Raw genomic sequence first — 17,420 nt, forward strand, 5'->3', positions numbered from 1 at the left:
AAATTCCGGCCACCTCACCCCAAAACCGGCAATCGTACCTATGGCCGCGTGAAGCCTTTCCGCGCGCGCTCGACCTGCTTGCGGACAACGCAACCGGCCACGTGGTCGTTGATCAAGCCCATGGCCTGCATGAAGGCGTAGGCCGTGGTCGGGCCGACGAATTTCCAGCCCCGTTTCTTCAGCGCCTTCGACAGAGCCACGGATTCCGGCGAGGTGGACGCCGTCTGCGGCTCCGGCAGCTTGGCCGGGTCCGGCTCGTGACGCCAGAAGAACGCGGCCAGTGAACCCTCGCGCTCGACCATTTCGCAGGCGCGGCGGGCATTGTTAATCGTCGCCTCGATCTTGCCACGGTGGCGAATGATGCCGGCATCACTGAGCAAGCGCTCGACGTCGCGCTCGGTATATTTGGCGATCCGCTCGAAATCGAAGCCGTGGAAGACGGCGCGGAAGTTTTCGCGCTTGGCGAGGATGGTCCGCCAGCTCAGGCCTGACTGGAATCCTTCGAGGCAGATCTTCTCGAACAGGCGGCGGTCGTCGCCCACCGGGAAGCCCCATTCGCGGTCGTGGTAATCGAAAAACTCGGGCGCCGCCTCGCACCAGCGACAACGCGGCTGGCCATCAGGACCCGGGATCGTTGCGCTCATGCTGCTCCCCTCAGTGGTGGAATCGACTCAAACCCGCCAAACAAAACCGCCTCGCCATGTTGCCTTCCGAGGGGCCGCAGGGCTTGTAATGCTGCGTTCAGATCGATAGCGGACGGTCGACCGTGCGCTCGTTGCGCACGTTGCCGGTGTTCAGCGTGTCTGCTGGTTCGAACAGCAGCACCTCAACCTCCTCGGCGGCGTACGGCTGGTGCTCCACGCCGCGCGGGACGACCACGAATTCACCTTCGTTCACCTCGATCTCGCGGTCACGCAGGCGCATGATGAGCCTACCCCTGACGACCAGGAACAGCTCGTCCTCCGCGTCGTGATGTGCCACACGAACTCGCCCAGAAGCTTAACGAGCTTGACGTGCTGGCCGTTGAGCGTGGCCGCGATGTGCGGGCTCCAGTGCTCATTGATACGTTCCAGTTTCTCGGACAGATTGACCTTTTTCACTATCATCCCCGCCTCCCAGGCCGCTGCGGCCCCAATCACAATGCCATTTTGAGTTTACGCCCGCCGGTGACGGCGAAGCCCTCGCGTTCGTAAAAGGCCAGCGTTGCCGCAAACTCCGGCAGCGGCGGCGTGGTCACCTCCAGACGGGTCCAAGCGCGCGCCGCACCGAGTGCGCGGGCTTCGGCCAGCAAGCTGCGACCCAAGCCGCCGCTGCGGCACTCGGGTCTGACGTACAGCTCCGCCAGGGTGCCGAAGACACCGCCGGCATAGAGCGCACAGCCCTCGTAGAGGGTGAGAAAACCGGCCAAATCGCCCGCTTCGTCGCGCGCCGTAAACACAAAATAGCGGCCTCCAGCCAAGAAATCGGCGAGACGCGCCTGCGTTTCTGCGAGATCGAAGTCGAACGCTGCGGTACCGGTCGCGCGCACGATCTCGCCCAACAGCTCGCCGACGAGCACCGCAACCCCAGCCGCGTCGGCCGGCGTCGCAGGCGCGACACTATAAGCGGCGCTCACGCGGCAGCCGCGCGCAGCGCCTCGGCGACGATCGCCAACACGCGCTCCACATCGGCGGCGCTCACGTGACGGTGGATGACGGCGCGAACACTGGTCGCAGAGGTCGCGCCCATGCGCACGCCCTGGCGTTCGAGCGCGGCACAGAAATCGGCCGCGTCAGGACTGGGACGGGTCAGATCGAAATACACGAGATTGGTCTGCACCGTCGACGAGGCAATACGCACACCGTCCAGCGCCGCGAGCCCCTCGGCCAGGCGCCGCGCGTTGGCGTGGTCGTCGGCCAGGCGCTCGACCATTTCCTCCAGCGCCACGATGCCGGCAGCGGCGATCACGCCGGCCTGACGCATGCCACCACCGAGCGCCTTGCGCAGGCGTCTCGCACGGCGGACAAAATCCGCGTCGCCGGCGACCACGGAGCCGACCGGCGCCGACAATCCCTTGCTCAGACACGCACTGACGCTGTCGGCGCCTGCCAGCAACCGCGCGGGGCTGACGCCGAGCGCCACGGCGGCATTCCAGATGCGCGCACCGTCGACGTGCAGGCGCAGGCCGCGGGCATGGGCGAGTTCCGCCGCCGCATCCATGTAGTCCATACCCAGCACGCGACCGCCGCAACGATTGTGCGTGTTCTCCAGGGCGAGCAGGCGCGTGACCGGATAATGATCGTTATCCTCACGGATCGCCGCCTCGACATGTGCGAGGTCGAGCGTGCCGTCCACTTCGTTAGGCAGGGTGCGCGGCTGCACGCCGCCGAAGGCCGCGGCGCCGCCCTGTTCGTAGTAGAAAATGTGCGCATCGGCGCCGAGGATCATCTCGTCGCCGCGCCCGCAGTGGACGAGCACCGAGATCAGATTACCCAGGGTGCCGCTAGGCACGAACAGCGCCGCGGCCTTGCCCAGGCGCTCGGCGGCGAGCGTCTCCAGCGCGTTGACGGTGGGGTCCTCACCGTAGACGTCGTCGCCCACTTCGGCGCGCGCCATGGCCTCGCGCATGGCCTCGGTGGGCTGCGTCAACGTGTCGCTGCGTAGGTCGATCGTGAAGTCCGGCGGATTGGTCATGATGTCGTGGGTCCCTGCGTGGCGGCGAGTGTGGTGGCTAGGGCCTGTTCACACTATTGGGCGACTGCTGCCGGAGCCGCTTTTGGTGGCTCGGCAGGTGCCACAAGCGTGGTGCAAGCCTGCTACATAAGCGAGCGGCAACACCGCGAGACGCAGGTCCTACCTGTTGCGGCCCAATAGCGTGAACAGGCCCTACCTGCTCGCGGCCAAGCCTAACCGTTCATCTTGATGACGAGCGGCTTGATGTGCTGCTTTGCGAGCTGGTCGATCATCGCATTGAGCTTGCCGACGTCGCTATAAGGACCGACCTGCACGCGGTACCAGGTGTAGTCCTTGACCTTGGCCGGGCTGACCGAGGCCATGATGCCCTGAAAGGCGAGTTTGGCCTTCATCACATCGGCCTGCCCCTGCGTACCGAAAGAGGCGATCTGCAGTATGTAACGACCGGGCGCGGTGACCTTCTCCACGACTGTCGGTGATGCGGGGGCGCTCGATCCCGCCTTCGGCGCTTGATCCCTGCCGAGCGAAGCCGGTGCCTTGGGTACGTCGACCTGCAGCTTGGGCAGCATCGTGTAAAAGTCGAACTTCGGCTTCTCCGGCGCCGAGGGCACTGCAGGCTTTGGCGGTGGCTTAGCGGCAGGTTTTTCCGCCTGCCCGGCCGGCGCCGGCAGGCTGAAAACGGCGGGGTGCGGAGCAGCCGGGCGCTTGCTCAGGTAGAACAGGAAACCGGCGAACAGCCCGATGGCAAGCCCGACCGCCAGCCAGGCCCAGCCGGGCGTACCCGACTTGGCAGCCGGCCGACCACTCGATTTGCGCTTGCGCGATTTGTAGTCGTGTTGCGCCATGTCGGGCTACATCGCCTCTGGGGCGGACACCCCGAGCAAGCCGAGACCGTTGCGAATAACCTGTTGGATGGCCAGACCCAGGTTGAGACGGGCATCACGTAGCGCGGCGTCGTCCACCAGGAATTGCTCGGCGTTGTACCAGGCGTGAAAGCCCTGCGCCAGCTCGCGCAGGAAGTGGGCGAGCTGGTGCGGCTCGGCGGCGAGCGCAGCGTCCTCGATCAGTTCGGGATAACGCGCCAGCTGGCTGACCAGGGCGATCTCCTGCGCGGTTTCCAGGCGATGCGCGTTGGCTGCGCCATGAACCGGGTCGTGCGTCAGTCCCTTCTCAGCGAGCTGGCGCATCACGCTGGACACACGGGCGTGTGCGTACTGGATGTAATAGACCGGATTGTCCGAGGACTGTGACTTGGCCAGATCCAGATCGAAGTCCATGTGCTGAGAGGCGGCGCGCATGACGTAGAAGAAGCGCGCGGCATCCTTGCCGACCTCGTCGCGCAGTTCGCGCAGGGTGACGAAGGAGCCGGAGCGCGTGGACATCTGCACACGTTCGCCGCCGCGATAGAGAATGGCGAACTGCACCAGCAGCACGTCAAGGCGTGCAGGGTCCTCGCCCATGGCCTGCAGCGCCGCCTTCACGCGTGGCACGTAACCATGATGATCGGCACCCCAGACGTTGATCACGCGCTCGAAGCCGCGCTCGAACTTGTCCATGTGGTAGGCGATGTCGGAGGCGAAATAGGTGGTCTGGCCGTTGTCGCGCTGTACCACACGGTCCTTTTCGTCACCGAATTCGGTGGAGCGGAACCACAGCGCACCATCCTGCTCGTAGACGCGACCGGCTTCGCGCAAACGCTCGACGGCCTTGTGGACGAGACCGCGCTCGGCCAGCGTGCGTTCGGAATACCACACGTCGTACTCGACACCGAATTCGCGCAGGTCCTCGCGGATGTCGTCGAGGATGCGGTTCAGGCCCAGCTCGAAGACGTAGCGATAGCGGTTGTCGCCGAGCAGCGCGCGCGCGCGCTCGATCAGCGCATCGATGTGCAATTCCTTGTCGCCGCCGGCGGGTTCGTCGGGCGGCACATCCGCGAACACCGCCTGCGCGTCGGCTGCCCAGGCATCGCCTTCCTCGGTGTACAGCACCTCGGCGATTTCACGCACGTATTCGCCCTTGTAACCATTGACCGGAAACGCGAACGTGATACCGCAGCGCTCCAGATAGCGCAGCCAGACACTGGCGGCGAGGATGCTCATCTGCCGGCCGGCGTCGTTAACGTAATACTCGCGCTGCACCGCAAAACCGGCCGTGGCGAGCAGGCTGGCCACCGCTGCGCCGTAGGCCGCACCGCGGCCGTGGCCCACGTGCAGCGGCCCGGTCGGGTTGGCGGAAACGAATTCAACCTGCACACGACGACCTGCGCCGATCATGCTGCGCCCATAATCGGGCCCATGCTCCAGCACCGCTTCGATTGCGCCCAGGCGCGCCGCGCGGGTCAGACGGACATTGATGAAGCCGGGGCCGGCGATCTCGACGGCCTCGATGCGCGGGTCCTGCGGCAAATGCGCGACCAGTGCCTCGGCGATCTCCCGTGGCTTGCGTCGCGCGGGCTTGGCAAGCTGCATTGCGACGGAGGTGGCGAAGTCGCCGTGGGCCTCGTCCCGCGTGCGGGTAACGGGTACCGCGACGGCGATATCGGTGGGTAATTCGCCGGCCGCCACGAGGGCGTCGAGAGCACTTTGGAACAGGACTTGAATATCGGCTTTCACAAAGAGGTGTCCGGAGGGCGATTAAAGGGGGTCATTCTACGTAATTCCCCCGACGCGAGAAGAAAGCTCCGATGTGCGCATCAATACAGATCCACCGGGTCGACATCCAGCGACCAGCGGACCCGTCTGGCCTCGGGCAATGCGTCGATACGTGGCAAACCTTCGCGCAGCAAACGATGCAGGGGCGCGCGCGTCGCTGCCCGTAGCAGTAACTGCGCGCGGTAACGGCCGGCGCGTCGCGGCATCGGCGCGGGCACCGGCCCGAGCAGGTCCACTTCGCCACCGGCCAGGGGACTCAGCGCCCCGGCCACCGCATTCAGGAAATCGTCGGGCACGGATTCGCCGGGCGCCTCCGCACGCAACAGCGCGAGGTGACTGTAAGGCGGCATCCCGGTTGCCTTGCGCTCGCCAAGAATCACCTCGGCGGCGGCAGGATAACCGTCGCGCAGCAGCGTGATCAGGAGTGGGTGTTCCGGTTGGCAGGTCTGGATCAACACCTCGCCCGGCTGCTCTTCGCGCCCGGCGCGCCCGGCGACCTGAACCAGGAGCTGGGCGAGGCGCTCGTGGGCGCGGTAATCGACGCTGTACAGCCCTTGATCCGCATCGATCACACCAACCAGAGTCACCGACGGGAAGTGATGTCCTTTGGTCAGCATCTGCGTGCCGATCAGCAGCGGGTAGTCGCCGCTGTGGACCGCTTCCAAACGTTCGGCCAGCGCCCCGCGCCGGCGCGTGGTATCGCGGTCGATGCGCAGGATGCCGACCTCGGGAAAGCGCGCGGCAAGGATCGACTCCAGGCGCTCCGTGCCCTGACCGAGCGGCACCGGATCGACCTGTTTGCACTCGGGACAGGCCGCCGGGAGCGGGGTTTCGTATTCGCAGTGGTGGCAACGCAAACGGCGCGCCTGGGCGTGATAGGTCATCGGTACGTCGCAGCGCGGGCAGCGCGCCAACCATCCACAACCCTGACAGATCAGGACCGGCGCATAACCGCGACGGTTGAGGAACAGCAACACCTGCTCGCCAGCCTTGATCCGTTCGCCGACAGCCGCCAGCATCGGCCCGGACAGGCCTGCATCGAGCCGCTTGTGGCGGATGTCCAGCAGGCGCAGGGCGGGCGGCTTCGCCATGCCCGCACGGCGACGCAGACGATGATGCCCGTAGCGCCCCGCCCGTGCGTGATGCAGCGTCTCCAGCGACGGCGTGGCGCTGCCGAGCACGACGCAAGCGCCCTGTGCCCGTGCGCGCCAAATCGCCAGATCGCGGGCGTGGTAGCGCAGATTTTCCTGTTGCTTGAAGGAGCCGTCGTGCTCCTCGTCGACCACGATCAGGCCAAGGCGCGGCAGCGGCGTGAACACCGCCGAACGCGTACCGATCACGATGGGCGCCTCGCCGGCCGCCGCCGTCAGCCAGGCACAGCGCCGTTCAGCATCGCCCAGGCCGGAATGCAGCGCGGCAATGGGCACCGCAAAACGACTGCGAAAACGCGCGAGCAACTGTGGCGTCAGGCCGATCTCGGGCACCAGCACCAGCGCCTGGCGCCCGGCCGCAAGCGCGCGCTCGATGAGGTGCAGATAAACCTCAGTCTTGCCGCTACCCGTCACGCCCTCCAGCAGGTGTGCGGCAAATACCGGTGTCGCCTCGGCCGGCCAGATGCCGGCCACCGCCTCGGCCTGCGCCGGATTGAGCGTCGGCCATGCGTCGCCACCAGGCGAAGCAGCCAAGCAGGGACGGCGCTCGCGCAACACCAAACCCTTGTCCATCAGTTGCCGCAACGGTGCGCGCCAACCGTCACCGAAACCGGCGAGGGCCTCCGGGCCATGCGCACGATCCGCGCCGAGTGTCGTGAAATAATCCAGCAATGCACGCTGACGCGCCGCACGTGTCACGCTCGCATGGCTCGCATCGACGGCTGGCGCGAGCCGCCAGACCTCAATCCCCGCGGCATCCACGCCGACCCCCTCGCGCAGCAAGCCCGGTAACGCGTTCATCACCACCTCCCCAATGGGGTGGTGATAGTAGTCGGCGGCGAAGCGGATCAGTGCCAGGGTATACGCGTCGACTAGCGGAACCTCGTCCAGGCATGCCTGCGCCGGTCGCAAACGCGCCGCGTCGACGCGCGATGCAACCCCCGCCTCGCACACCAACCCAACCAACCGCTGACGCCCCACACGCACGGTCACGCGCGCGCCGATCGGCACCGCTGCCGCATCCATTCCAGGAGGCGGCAGATAGTCGAAGGCCTCGCGCAGGGGGAGGGGCACGGCGACGCGGATGACCTTGGGGAGACTCGTCGTCACTTACGTCACCAACTTAATGTTCATTGTCACAAGAATACCTAAGCTGCGGTCCTGCCGAGAGATTTACTGATATCCACAGTTCCTGTGGATAACTCTGTGGACAGCTTGATGAAATCATTCCCCATCCCGCGCCATTGCTACACTTCTGTTAATCTGAGCAAATCTTGAACAGCCATTTTTTTATATATAAAACAATAAGTTAAAATTACACCTCTAACCCGCCATCTATCGCTTGACATATTCGGCGCCTCTCGGAACGGCCGCCCGTAGCGTGTGCATAAGGTGCATATTGGGATGGGCACAGGAGCGCACGGGAGGCATTGATTGGACAGGCGAATTGGCACAAGGAACCTCGCCCCGGTACGACATTCGCGCACCAGCGGATGTTCAAAATCGCAAGGACCGTCCCACACCCGTGCGAACACACGGGGTGGGCGACACGTGGCGGCTAGAGGGTCTTGACCGCCTGGATGAGTTCGCTGACGGCCTTCTGACCATCGCCGTAGAGCATGCGCGTATTGTCGGCATAGAACAGGGCGTTCTCGATACCCGAGAAACCGGCACCCTGCCCGCGCTTGATGACGACGACGTTCTTCGCCTTGTCCGCGTTGAGGATCGGCATGCCGTAAATCGGGCTATCCGGATTGGTTCGTGCGACCGGATTGACCACGTCGTTCGCACCGATCACCAATGCGACATCGGCGGTGGCGAACTCGTTGTTGATTTCATCGAGGTCGTAGATCAGGTCATAGGGTACACCGGCCTCGGCCAGCAGCACGTTCATATGCCCTGGCATACGCCCGGCCACCGGGTGAATCGCAAACTTGACCTTTACCCCGCGCTCCATGAGCAGCTCGCACAGTTCCCAGATTTTGTGCTGCGCCTGGGCCACCGCCATGCCGTAGCCCGGCACCACGATCATCTTGTCGGCATAGGCCATCATGATGCCGGCATCGCTGCCCTCGATGGGCTTAAGGCTGCCGTCGACGGATTCCTCCGTCGCTCCGGCGCTGCCGCCGCCGAAGTTGCTGAACAGCACGTTGCGGATCGAACGGTTCATCGCCTTGGCCATCAGCTGGGTCAGCAGCGAACCAGCGGCACCGACCACGATGCCCGCGATCATCATCGCGGGGTTACCGAGCACGAAGCCCTCGAAACCGACGGCAAGCCCGGTAAGGGCGTTGTAGAGCGAGATCACCACCGGCATGTCCGCGCCACCGATGGGCAAGGTCATCAGCACACCAAAGGCGAGCGCCAGCGCGAAGAACAGGAACAACAATATACCTGCGTAATCGGTGCCTGAAAGCGCGATGATCGCACCGAACAGCACGGTGATACCGAATACGGCGAGGTTGACCATCTGCTGCTGCGGGTAGCGCACCGTGCCTTTGAGCAAGCCCTGCAGTTTTGCGAAGGCGATCAGCGAGCCGGAGAAGGCCATCGTACCGATCAACGCGCCGACCACCGCGATGGCCTGTACGTCCGCACTCATCGGCTCGTAGCGAATCAGCTCGACCGCCGCGATCGCCGCCGCCGCACCGCCACCCATACCATTGTAGAGCGCGATCATCTGCGGCATGTCGGTCATCGCCACGCGCTTGCCCGACCACCACGCCAACCCGCCGCCGATGCCGATGGCGAGGAACATCAGAAGATAGTTGCCGACACCATGGATATCCGGCGAGAAGAAGGTCACCAGCACCGCCACCAGCATGCCGGCGCCGGCCCACAGGATGCCGCGCCGGGCACCGACCGGCGAGCTCATCTGTTTGAGCCCCACGATGAACAGGATGGCCGCGACGAAATAGGCGGCCTGGATCACGAAGTTCATCACTTGCCTCCCTTGCCGCTGGCCTTGAACATGTCGAGCATACGCTCGGTCACGATGAAGCCACCAACCACGTTGCCCGCGGCCAGCAGGACGCCGACGAAACCGACCAGTTGCTCCAGCCCGGTATGCGCATGCCCCAACGCCACCATGGCGCCGACCAGCACGATGCCGTGAATGAAATTGGAGCCCGACATCAGCGGCGTGTGCAGGATCACAGGCACCTTGGAGATCACCTCGTAGCCGGTGAAGGCCGCAAGCATGAAAATATAGAGCGCGACGAATCCCTCAATCATTGCGATGCTCCCTCCACCAACGCACGGGTGGGCTCATGAGTGATCGTGCCGTCCCGCGTCAGCAAGCTCTTGGCGATCACCTCATCCTCGAAATCCGGCTTGAGTTCGCCTTCGGCCAGCATCAGCTGGAGGAAGGCGAACAGGTTCTTGGCGTACATCTCGCTGGCATGCAGCGGCACCTGGCTGGGAATGTTCAGCGGACCGTGGATAATGACCTCGCCATGCGTGATCGTCTTGCCGGGCTGTGTCAGCTCACAGTTGCCACCGCCCTCGGCGGCCAGATCGATGATCACCGCACCCGGCTTCATGCCTTCCGCCATCGCCTGGCTGACGATCTTCGGCGAGGGCCGACCAGGGATGGCGGCCGTGGTGATGAGGACGTCTACCTTGGCGATGTACGCGGCCAGTGCATCCGCCTGCTGCGCCTTTTCCTCGTCGGTCAGCTCACGCGCATAGCCACCCTCGCCCTCGGCCTTGATCGGCAACTCGATGAATTTGGCGCCCAGCGATTCGACCTGCTCACGCGCCGCTGATCGCACGTCGTAGCCCTGCACGATGGCACCAAGCCGTCGCGCCGTGGCCAGTGCCTGCAGCCCAGCCACGCCGGCGCCGATCACCAACACCGTGGCTGGGCGAATCGTGCCTGCAGCCGTGGTCAGCATCGGAAAAAAGCGGCTGGAAAGATCGGCGCCCATGATCGCGGCCTTGTAGCCGGCCACCGCCGCCTGTGAGGACAGCACGTCCATGGACTGTGCGCGCGAAATGCGGGGAATCAGCTCCATGGCGAAGCAGGTCAGTTTGTGCTCGCGCATCAACGTAATCACCTCGGTCTGACGATATGCCATGATCGTAGCGATCACCGTCGCGCCCTCGCGCAGCCCCGCAACCTCCTTCTCGGTTGGCGCCTGCACCTTGAGCAGCACGTCGGCCTCCTTGAGCAGACCGGCCGCCGTACCGACAATGTGAGCACCCGCCTCGACAAAGGACTCGTCCGGGAAGTAGGCGCGAGCACCAGCCCCCTTTTGCACCAGCACTTCGACGCCCAACCCGACAAGGCGTTTGACCGTGGCTGGGTCCAGCGCCACCCGGCGCTCGCCAGTGGCGGACTCCTTCGGTACGGCCAGCTTGATCGGCATCAGCATTCCCCCGTGCTGGTGGGGCCCGCGCCCCGTGGAAAGGGTTTCATGGTAGCCGATAACCGGCAACGATAGAAACGAGGCCTAGGGTTTGCATGTCGTGTGTGACCGTGTCTTAATGCGCACAGCGCCTACATGGAGTTCAAGGAGACCGTGGTGGGCATGGATCTCGACCAAAGGGTTCTTCGCACCGACGCGGCGGGCATGCCGCTCGAGTGGATCGATTACCAGGACGCGGTACGCCTGTACTACGCCGGTCAGGTGGTCTATAGCTGCGGCAGCCTGCTCTACACCCTCCATGGCGGCACCAACAGCCACACCGGGCGACGCAGCCAAGTTGCCGTTCACGCCATTGTCGCCACCCTCGGCGCAAAACGGCGCATGGCCATGCAGTACACCCCGCCGCTCAACAACAACGCCCTGTTCCGGCGCGATGGCTACCTCTGTCTCTACTGCGGCACCCACTTCTCCTCGCGCGACCTCTCCCGCGACCACGTCCGTCCCCTGAGCCAGGGCGGTCAGGATCGCTGGAACAATGTCGTCGCCGCCTGCAAGCGCTGCAACCACCACAAGGCCGCACGCACCCCCGAAGAGGCCGGCATGCAGCTCATCGCCGTCCCCTTCACGCCAACCCACGCCGAATACGTCTATCTCCAAGGCAAGCGCGTGCTGTCCGATCAGATGGCCTTCCTGCGCGCACACTTCCCACGTAGCAGTCCGCTGCACCAGCGCATGAGCTGAATCGCGGCCCACCCCCGGCAAGCTAGGCTTGGGAAACCCGTGACAATCCACCACAATGGCGGGATTGTCCCCGCGGAACATCGCCATGCATTACGAAAGCGAGAACCACTACGAACACGGTCGTCCGGCACGTCTCGGCGTGCTGCTCACCAACCTCGGCACCCCCGACGCGCCCACGCCGGCGGCCCTGCGTCGCTACCTGCGCGAATTTCTCTGGGATCCGCGCGTGGTCGAATTCCCGCGTCTGCCCTGGTGGCTGATCCTCAACGGCGTGATCCTCAACCTCCGCCCGCGCCGCTCGGCGCATGCCTACACCAAGGTGTGGACCACCGAAGGCTCGCCGCTGCTGGTCCACAGCCGCGCGCAGGCCACCGGGCTGCGCCAGCGCCTGGAGGCGGCTTGCCCCGGACCGGTATCGCTCGCACTGGCCATGCGCTACGGCACGCCCTCCATCGAGGCCGGCCTGCGCGAGCTGCGCGAGGCCGGCGCCGAGCGCCTGTTGGTGTTACCGCTGTACCCCCAGTATTCCGGCTCGACCACGGGCTCGACCTTCGATGCCGTTGCCGAGACGCTACGACGCTGGCGCTGGGTGCCCGAACTACGCTTCGTGAACCACTATCACGACGACCTCGCCTACATCGCCGCCATGGCCGCGCGCATCCGCGCCCACTGGGCCGAACACGGACGCGGCGATCATCTACTGTTCTCCTTCCACGGCGTACCCCGGCGTTACCTGCTCGCCGGCGATCCCTATCACTGCCACTGCCACAAGACTGCACGGCTGCTCGCCGAAGCGCTGGCGCTCGACGAGTCCGGCTGGACCCTCGGCTTCCAGTCGCGCTTCGGCCGCGAGGAATGGCTCAAGCCTTATGTCGACGGCCTGCTGCGCACTTGGCCCTCGGAAGGGCGGCGCAGCGTCGACGTGTTCTGCCCCGGCTTCTCGGCCGACTGCCTCGAAACCCTGGAAGAAATCGCGATGCAGAACCGCGAGCTCTTCATCGCCACCGGTGGCCACCACTACGCCTATATTCCCGCCCTCAACGACCAGGCCGAACATCTCGACGCACTCACCGCGCTCGCACTGCGACACGCCGCCGGCTGGCCTGAAACCGACCCCGGCTGGAGCGGTCAGACCGAGGCCGCCGAGGCCGAGGCGACCCGTCGTCGCGCGTTGGAAAACGGCGCCCAGGCGTAGCAAGCGGCTCGCTGACCGCAACAAACCGGTATGACTGGCTGGAAGGCCCAAGCGTCGCGAGCCATGAAACATATCGTGGATGACTGGCCAAGCATTCCCTGCCCGCCCCCAGATAAGCCGCGCATGACACTGCGGCAGCCTAATCGACTCCGATATCAGCCCCCCGATCGTTTCATCCACCCACGTAAAAATTCGCTACGGCGATACCGCCAAAATCTAACAATCCGCGCTTGCCACCCCGTACATCACCCGATTTCACATCCTGCGACACGTCCATGACGATTCAATCACCTTGCGCCATGCACCCATCATCTCTACGACATTAATTTATGGTGGTACATAGCATTTTCAGACAAGCCCGCTATACATGACAGCGCTTCGGAACCTCTTTGATTTCACTCCGCATCTGATTTAATATCGGCGTGCGGCAGATAGAAAAAATCCGGCGTCAAACCCAATAACTCTTGTCGCAAACTCGATTAAAAAGAAAGCCATAGACGGCATAAATTGCAGCGCCGACAACCCCACCTCTACAAACGGCGCGCTGCCACACCGACCATAGACTGCCTCATAACCAGACTTACGATTCACAGACTCGTCATTCCGAAGGGGCTTGGGTCGGCTACGCTAAGGCACCGAAGGTCCAGATATCCCAACCTCACCGCTACCCAGGAGTGCTGTGTGAAATCTACCGCGGAGTCCAAAAGAAAAATACTGACGACCCGTACCCTTTCATTACTCGGCTTGCTGATCGTCGTCCTCATCGTCGGCGGCTCCGTACTGTGGCGGACACAATGGATACAGACTGGACACGACGTGCCAGCCGGCAACACATCCTCCTCACTGTTGCCCCAACTCGATGAGGCGGCCCATCGGATAGCCGGCAAGCCGCCTCGCGCCCCATCCACATATGCAACCGGCCTGTCAGTACGAGCGGCCATTGCACGAGGGGATTACGCCTTAGCCGACAAGACGCTCCGCGCCAGCCTAGCCGACAGCCAAGTGAAAGGCTGGCATTTCAACCCCTTTGCTGCGGTAATGTTTTATGCCGCACGTCCAGGTATGAACGGTTTTGAAGCCCGTTTGGACGAATGGATCAAACGCGAGCCAAACTCGGCCATTGCATATCTCGTACGTGCGTTATATCGCTACGATACCGCGTGGCAGATTCGCGGCACGCGATTCGTGAACGCGGTACAGCCGGCGCACCTACGCGCCTTCAACGAAGGCCTGAACCGCTCCGCCGACGATGTTGCGCAGGCCATGCGACTGGATGGCAACAATCCATATGCCGCCTTCCTGCTGCTGAAAATTCTCAGTGGCGCCGGCAACACGGTTGAAATGGAAAATGCATTCCAGGCCGCAATCCATAAATTTCCGACCTACTACCCGCTTTATCTTCAGCGGTTGACCACGCTCGAACCCAAATGGGGCGGGTCGCCGCAAGCGATGTATGCCTTCGTCGACACCTACGCCGGCGAAGCCGCCCCGGATTCACCGCTGAAAATGCTGTATCTGCGGCTCTATGCAGACCTGCTCAGCGCGACCGCACTCGTTTGCCAGAACGCACACGCCGATCAGCATGCCCAGTGTATCGATCAAGGCATGCACAGCCTGGTCACCGACGCACTGGAAAAAAATGTCTATGGCGTCTTGGAAATGTACAAGCCTGCGCACAATGCCCCGTTCACCATCGAGATCGGAGGCATTCTGAATGACATGGTGCTGACGCGCGGTGGTGAGCGTTACGCGGGCGCCCTCCTCCAGCTGGCCGCCCACATCATGGGCAGCGACAATCAGCTGACGGCGCCCGATGCCAGCCACAACAATTTCATGATGGACCGTCTGTCCGGCCTGGTCTGGTATCGGCAGCGCCAGTACGCAAGCGCGGAAAAACTGTACATGCGGGCGCTTGCCGATCTGCCCAATACGCATTTCGACAGTGTCGTCCAGAAGGATGCGATGCGCGCGATGCTGTACGACGCTTTATCCCACGCCTACAGCCAAATGCATCGCTACCGAGAATCCGTGATCTACAACATGGCTGCTGCGCAGGTAATCGGCGGACGCAGTATCGCCGGATACGACAATCTCACCTGCGCCGGGCTGTTCAAGCTCAAACACTACGACGACGCCATCCATGCGTGCACGGCGCAAGCCGAGGATAGCGGCAGCGATGAAGCGTTATTTTGGCGTGCCAAGGCCTATGAGGCCACGCATCGGATTCCACTGGCGCTGCACGATTATCGTCAATTAGCCGAATCCGAGAGCCGCTACCGCTCATATGCCGCAATCGAGATTTCCGTTATCTACGGTCACGAAAATCATCTGACCAAAATGCTTCAGGCGCTGAATACCTACGATTATTTGTATGATGAAGCTCATGAAGACAAAATGGATATGGCCAGTGCGTACAACAATCGTTGTTACGCTGAGATGCATCTTGGTCAACTGCAACAGGCACTCAAGGATTGCACCCAATCGCTGCGCTTCGGCAGCCTCCCTGACGCCTATTCGAAACAGCAAGAACTGATCAAAAAGCTGCGAACGCACCCGCAATCCGATGGCTCATAGGCACAAATAATTTTCTCACCGACCACCTGGGCGGGCCATGGCAATAAACACACCCAATCTGAAGCAAAGGCGCGCTGGCATTCTCATTTTCGACGATGTCGAAGTGCTCGATTTCAGCGGGCCCTTCGAGGTATTTTCGGTGACCCGGATCGACGAACAACAACGAAGCGTTGAAGCCTCACCATTCGAGGTGCTGTTGGTTGCGGAATCGATGCTTCCCGTCACGACCGCTGGCGGCATGCGGGTCATGCCGCATACCGATTTCGAGCATTGCCCTCCACTCGACATCCTCGTGCTGACGGGTGGTATGGGCACGCGCATAGAACTCAATAACGAAACCTTGCTCGCCTTCGTCAAACGCCAATGGCACAAAGTCGATACGCTCGCCTCGGTCTGCACCGGCGCATTGATCCTGGGCAATACGGGTTTGCTCAACGGCCTGGAAGCGACCACCCACTGGAAGTCGCTCGACTTGATGCAGAAATGCTATCCAGAAGTCCGCGTCGACCGGAATTCCCATGTCGTCGATACAGGCAAAATCATCACATCGGCAGGTATATCTGCGGGTATCGACATGGCGCTCACCGTCGTCCGCCGTTATTTTGGCGAAACCATCGCGCGCGCAACCGCACGGCATATGGAATATCCCTACCCTGAATCAAACGCCCGGAGGTCATAATCTTGGACACCCGCGCCATCATCCGGCAAGCCCATGTTTCGGACCTCAACGCACTTGCATCGTTGTTCGACGATTACCGGCAATTTTACGGCTGCCCAAGCGATCTCGCCGCCGCGCACGATTTTCTATTGGCGCGATTCGATCACGGAGAATCGGTATTATTCATAGCGACGGTTGACGGTGCGCCTGCAGGCTTCGCGCAGCTTTACCCCGGATTTTCTTCCGTTTCGCTGGCGCGGACCTTCGTGCTGAATGATTTGTTCGTGTCGACCGAGTATCGCAGACGCGGCCTCGCATCGGGCTTATTGACGGCTGCAACGCGCTATGCTGAATCGCTTGGTGCGCTGCGCCTGACCCTATCCACAGCCATCGACAATGCAACGGCCCAAGCGCTTTATGCCTCGCAGGGCTGGAAACGGGACGAGCAGTTTTACGTCTACCACCGCGCCATTGCCAGAGGTTGACTGAATGCGCCCTTGGGCAACGACCGCGAGCGGAACCTCCGGCTAGACCTCTTGCGGGTCGATCATCGCCGTCAGCGCCGAATAATCGTCCTCTGCATGGCCGGCGGCCATACCGTCTCCGAGCAGTTTGGCGATCGCATCCAGCACGCCTGCATTCAGGCCGTCGGCCTCGGCCACTTCACGGCATAGCACGACGTCCTTGAGCAAGTGTTTGAGCGGAAAATTCGGCCCGCTGTAATCGCCCGAGCACATGCGGTCGAGCTTCTTGTCGAAGGTCGAGGCGTATAGCGCGCTCTCGCGCAGGATAGCCATGAAGGTCTCGACCGGCACACCCTCGCGGCGCACCAAGCCCAGGCTCAAGGCAAAGCCTGAGGTCAGCCCCGCAATGAGCTGATTCAACGCGAGCTTGAGGGCGGACGCCTGGCCCACTGGGCCCACCAGAATCGGCTCGGGTCCACAGTCGCGCAACCAGGGCAGACAGCGCGCGAAGGTTTCCGGCGAACCGCCGGCCATCACCAGCAACGTGCCCTTGGCCGCCTCCGGCCGACTCCCCAGCAGCGGCGCTTCCAGATAATCGATACCCACCTCCGCCAGTCGCGCCGCAAGCACACGGCTTTGCGCCGGCGAGATGGTCCCCATCTGCACCAGCACACGCCCGTTCAGCGCGGACAGCACGCCGGACCCGGCCAACACGGCATCGATGGCCGCTGCGTCGCTGAGCGTCAGCACCGCAACATCCGCACCGGCCACCGCCGCGGATGCCTCGGCACAAACTTCGATGCCATCACCTTGCAACGCCATGGCGCGCTCGGGCGTGCGGTTCCACACGCTCAGCGCGTGACCACGTTCGGCAAGCCGCTGCGCGAGCGGCGCGCCCATCAGACCGGTACCCAACAATGCGATGTGCATGGAACGCTCCTTG

General features: G+C 63.2%; 16 protein-coding genes. 5 read left to right on the forward strand and 11 right to left on the reverse strand.

What is annotated here, in order from left to right; all coding sequences use genetic code 11:
• Positions 1 to 38: 38 nt before the first annotated feature.
• From BI364_RS16465 to BI364_RS16510, 10 genes are all read right to left on the reverse strand, one after another.
• A complete protein-coding gene (locus BI364_RS16465; protein ID WP_070079659.1) occupies positions 39 to 644 on the reverse strand; it encodes a DNA-3-methyladenine glycosylase I in 606 nt (201 codons plus the stop codon).
• A 97-nt stretch (positions 645 to 741) separates the two neighbouring features.
• Complete coding sequence (locus BI364_RS16470; RefSeq protein ID WP_197495763.1) at positions 742 to 981, reverse strand: cupin domain-containing protein; 240 nt, start codon at positions 979 to 981, stop codon at positions 742 to 744.
• Between the two features lie 154 nt (positions 982 to 1,135).
• Positions 1,136 to 1,615, reverse strand: a complete 480-nt coding sequence (locus BI364_RS16475; protein ID WP_070079660.1) for a GNAT family N-acetyltransferase — start codon at positions 1,613 to 1,615, stop codon at positions 1,136 to 1,138.
• Entirely contained in the window at positions 1,612 to 2,673 is a 1,062-nt protein-coding gene (gene ltaE / locus BI364_RS16480) for a low-specificity L-threonine aldolase (RefSeq protein WP_070079661.1), read from the reverse strand. Before ltaE ends, BI364_RS16475 begins: the two co-directional genes overlap by 4 nt.
• 212 nt (positions 2,674 to 2,885) lie before the next feature.
• Positions 2,886 to 3,518 carry an SPOR domain-containing protein gene (locus BI364_RS16485; RefSeq protein ID WP_070079662.1) on the reverse strand — a complete coding sequence of 211 codons (633 nt, stop codon included), beginning with the start codon at positions 3,516 to 3,518 and terminating at the stop codon, positions 2,886 to 2,888.
• 6 nt (positions 3,519 to 3,524) lie between these two features.
• Positions 3,525 to 5,285, reverse strand: a complete 1,761-nt coding sequence (argS, locus tag BI364_RS16490; RefSeq protein ID WP_070079663.1) for an arginine--tRNA ligase — start codon at positions 5,283 to 5,285, stop codon at positions 3,525 to 3,527.
• An 80-nt stretch (positions 5,286 to 5,365) separates the two neighbouring features.
• Positions 5,366 to 7,585: a primosomal protein N' gene (locus tag BI364_RS16495; RefSeq protein ID WP_070079664.1), complete on the reverse strand. Its 2,220-nt coding sequence runs from the start codon at positions 7,583 to 7,585 to the stop codon at positions 5,366 to 5,368.
• A gap of 448 nt (positions 7,586 to 8,033) precedes the next feature.
• Positions 8,034 to 9,416, reverse strand: a complete 1,383-nt coding sequence (locus BI364_RS16500) for an NAD(P)(+) transhydrogenase (Re/Si-specific) subunit beta (protein ID WP_070079665.1) — start codon at positions 9,414 to 9,416, stop codon at positions 8,034 to 8,036.
• Positions 9,416 to 9,709, reverse strand: a complete 294-nt coding sequence (locus tag BI364_RS16505; protein WP_070079666.1) for an NAD(P) transhydrogenase subunit alpha — start codon at positions 9,707 to 9,709, stop codon at positions 9,416 to 9,418. Before BI364_RS16505 ends, BI364_RS16500 begins: the two co-directional genes overlap by 1 nt.
• Complete coding sequence (locus tag BI364_RS16510) at positions 9,706 to 10,845, reverse strand: Re/Si-specific NAD(P)(+) transhydrogenase subunit alpha (RefSeq protein ID WP_070080171.1); 1,140 nt, start codon at positions 10,843 to 10,845, stop codon at positions 9,706 to 9,708. The genes BI364_RS16505 and BI364_RS16510 overlap by 4 nt, the downstream gene beginning before the upstream one ends.
• A gap of 162 nt (positions 10,846 to 11,007) precedes the next feature.
• Here BI364_RS16510 and BI364_RS16515 point away from each other — a divergent pair, with 162 nt between their 5' ends.
• The 5 genes from BI364_RS16515 (at position 11,008) to BI364_RS16535 (ending at position 16,498) form a co-directional block, all read left to right on the forward strand.
• On the forward strand, positions 11,008 to 11,586 hold the full coding sequence (locus BI364_RS16515) for an HNH endonuclease (protein ID WP_070080172.1): 579 nt from the start codon (positions 11,008 to 11,010) through the stop codon (positions 11,584 to 11,586).
• Between the two features lie 85 nt (positions 11,587 to 11,671).
• The gene (gene hemH / locus BI364_RS16520; protein WP_070079667.1) at positions 11,672 to 12,781 is read left to right on the forward strand and encodes a ferrochelatase; all 1,110 of its coding nucleotides are present in this window, start codon (positions 11,672 to 11,674) and stop codon (positions 12,779 to 12,781) included.
• A gap of 681 nt (positions 12,782 to 13,462) precedes the next feature.
• Positions 13,463 to 15,355, forward strand: coding sequence for a DUF4034 domain-containing protein (locus BI364_RS16525; RefSeq protein WP_197495764.1), 1,893 nt, complete (start codon positions 13,463 to 13,465; stop codon positions 15,353 to 15,355).
• A gap of 37 nt (positions 15,356 to 15,392) precedes the next feature.
• Complete coding sequence (locus BI364_RS16530; protein ID WP_070079669.1) at positions 15,393 to 16,034, forward strand: DJ-1/PfpI family protein; 642 nt, start codon at positions 15,393 to 15,395, stop codon at positions 16,032 to 16,034.
• Positions 16,035 to 16,036: 2 nt separating this feature from the next.
• Complete coding sequence (locus tag BI364_RS16535; RefSeq protein ID WP_070079670.1) at positions 16,037 to 16,498, forward strand: GNAT family N-acetyltransferase; 462 nt, start codon at positions 16,037 to 16,039, stop codon at positions 16,496 to 16,498.
• A 42-nt stretch (positions 16,499 to 16,540) separates the two neighbouring features.
• On the opposite strand, the gene BI364_RS16540 is transcribed toward BI364_RS16535, so the two are convergent.
• Positions 16,541 to 17,407 carry an NAD(P)-dependent oxidoreductase gene (locus BI364_RS16540; protein WP_070079671.1) on the reverse strand — a complete coding sequence of 289 codons (867 nt, stop codon included), beginning with the start codon at positions 17,405 to 17,407 and terminating at the stop codon, positions 16,541 to 16,543.
• Between the last annotated feature and the right edge of the window lie 13 nt (positions 17,408 to 17,420).

This window comes from Acidihalobacter yilgarnensis (assembly GCF_001753245.1).
GTDB lineage: Bacteria > Pseudomonadota > Gammaproteobacteria > DSM-5130 > Acidihalobacteraceae > Acidihalobacter > Acidihalobacter yilgarnensis.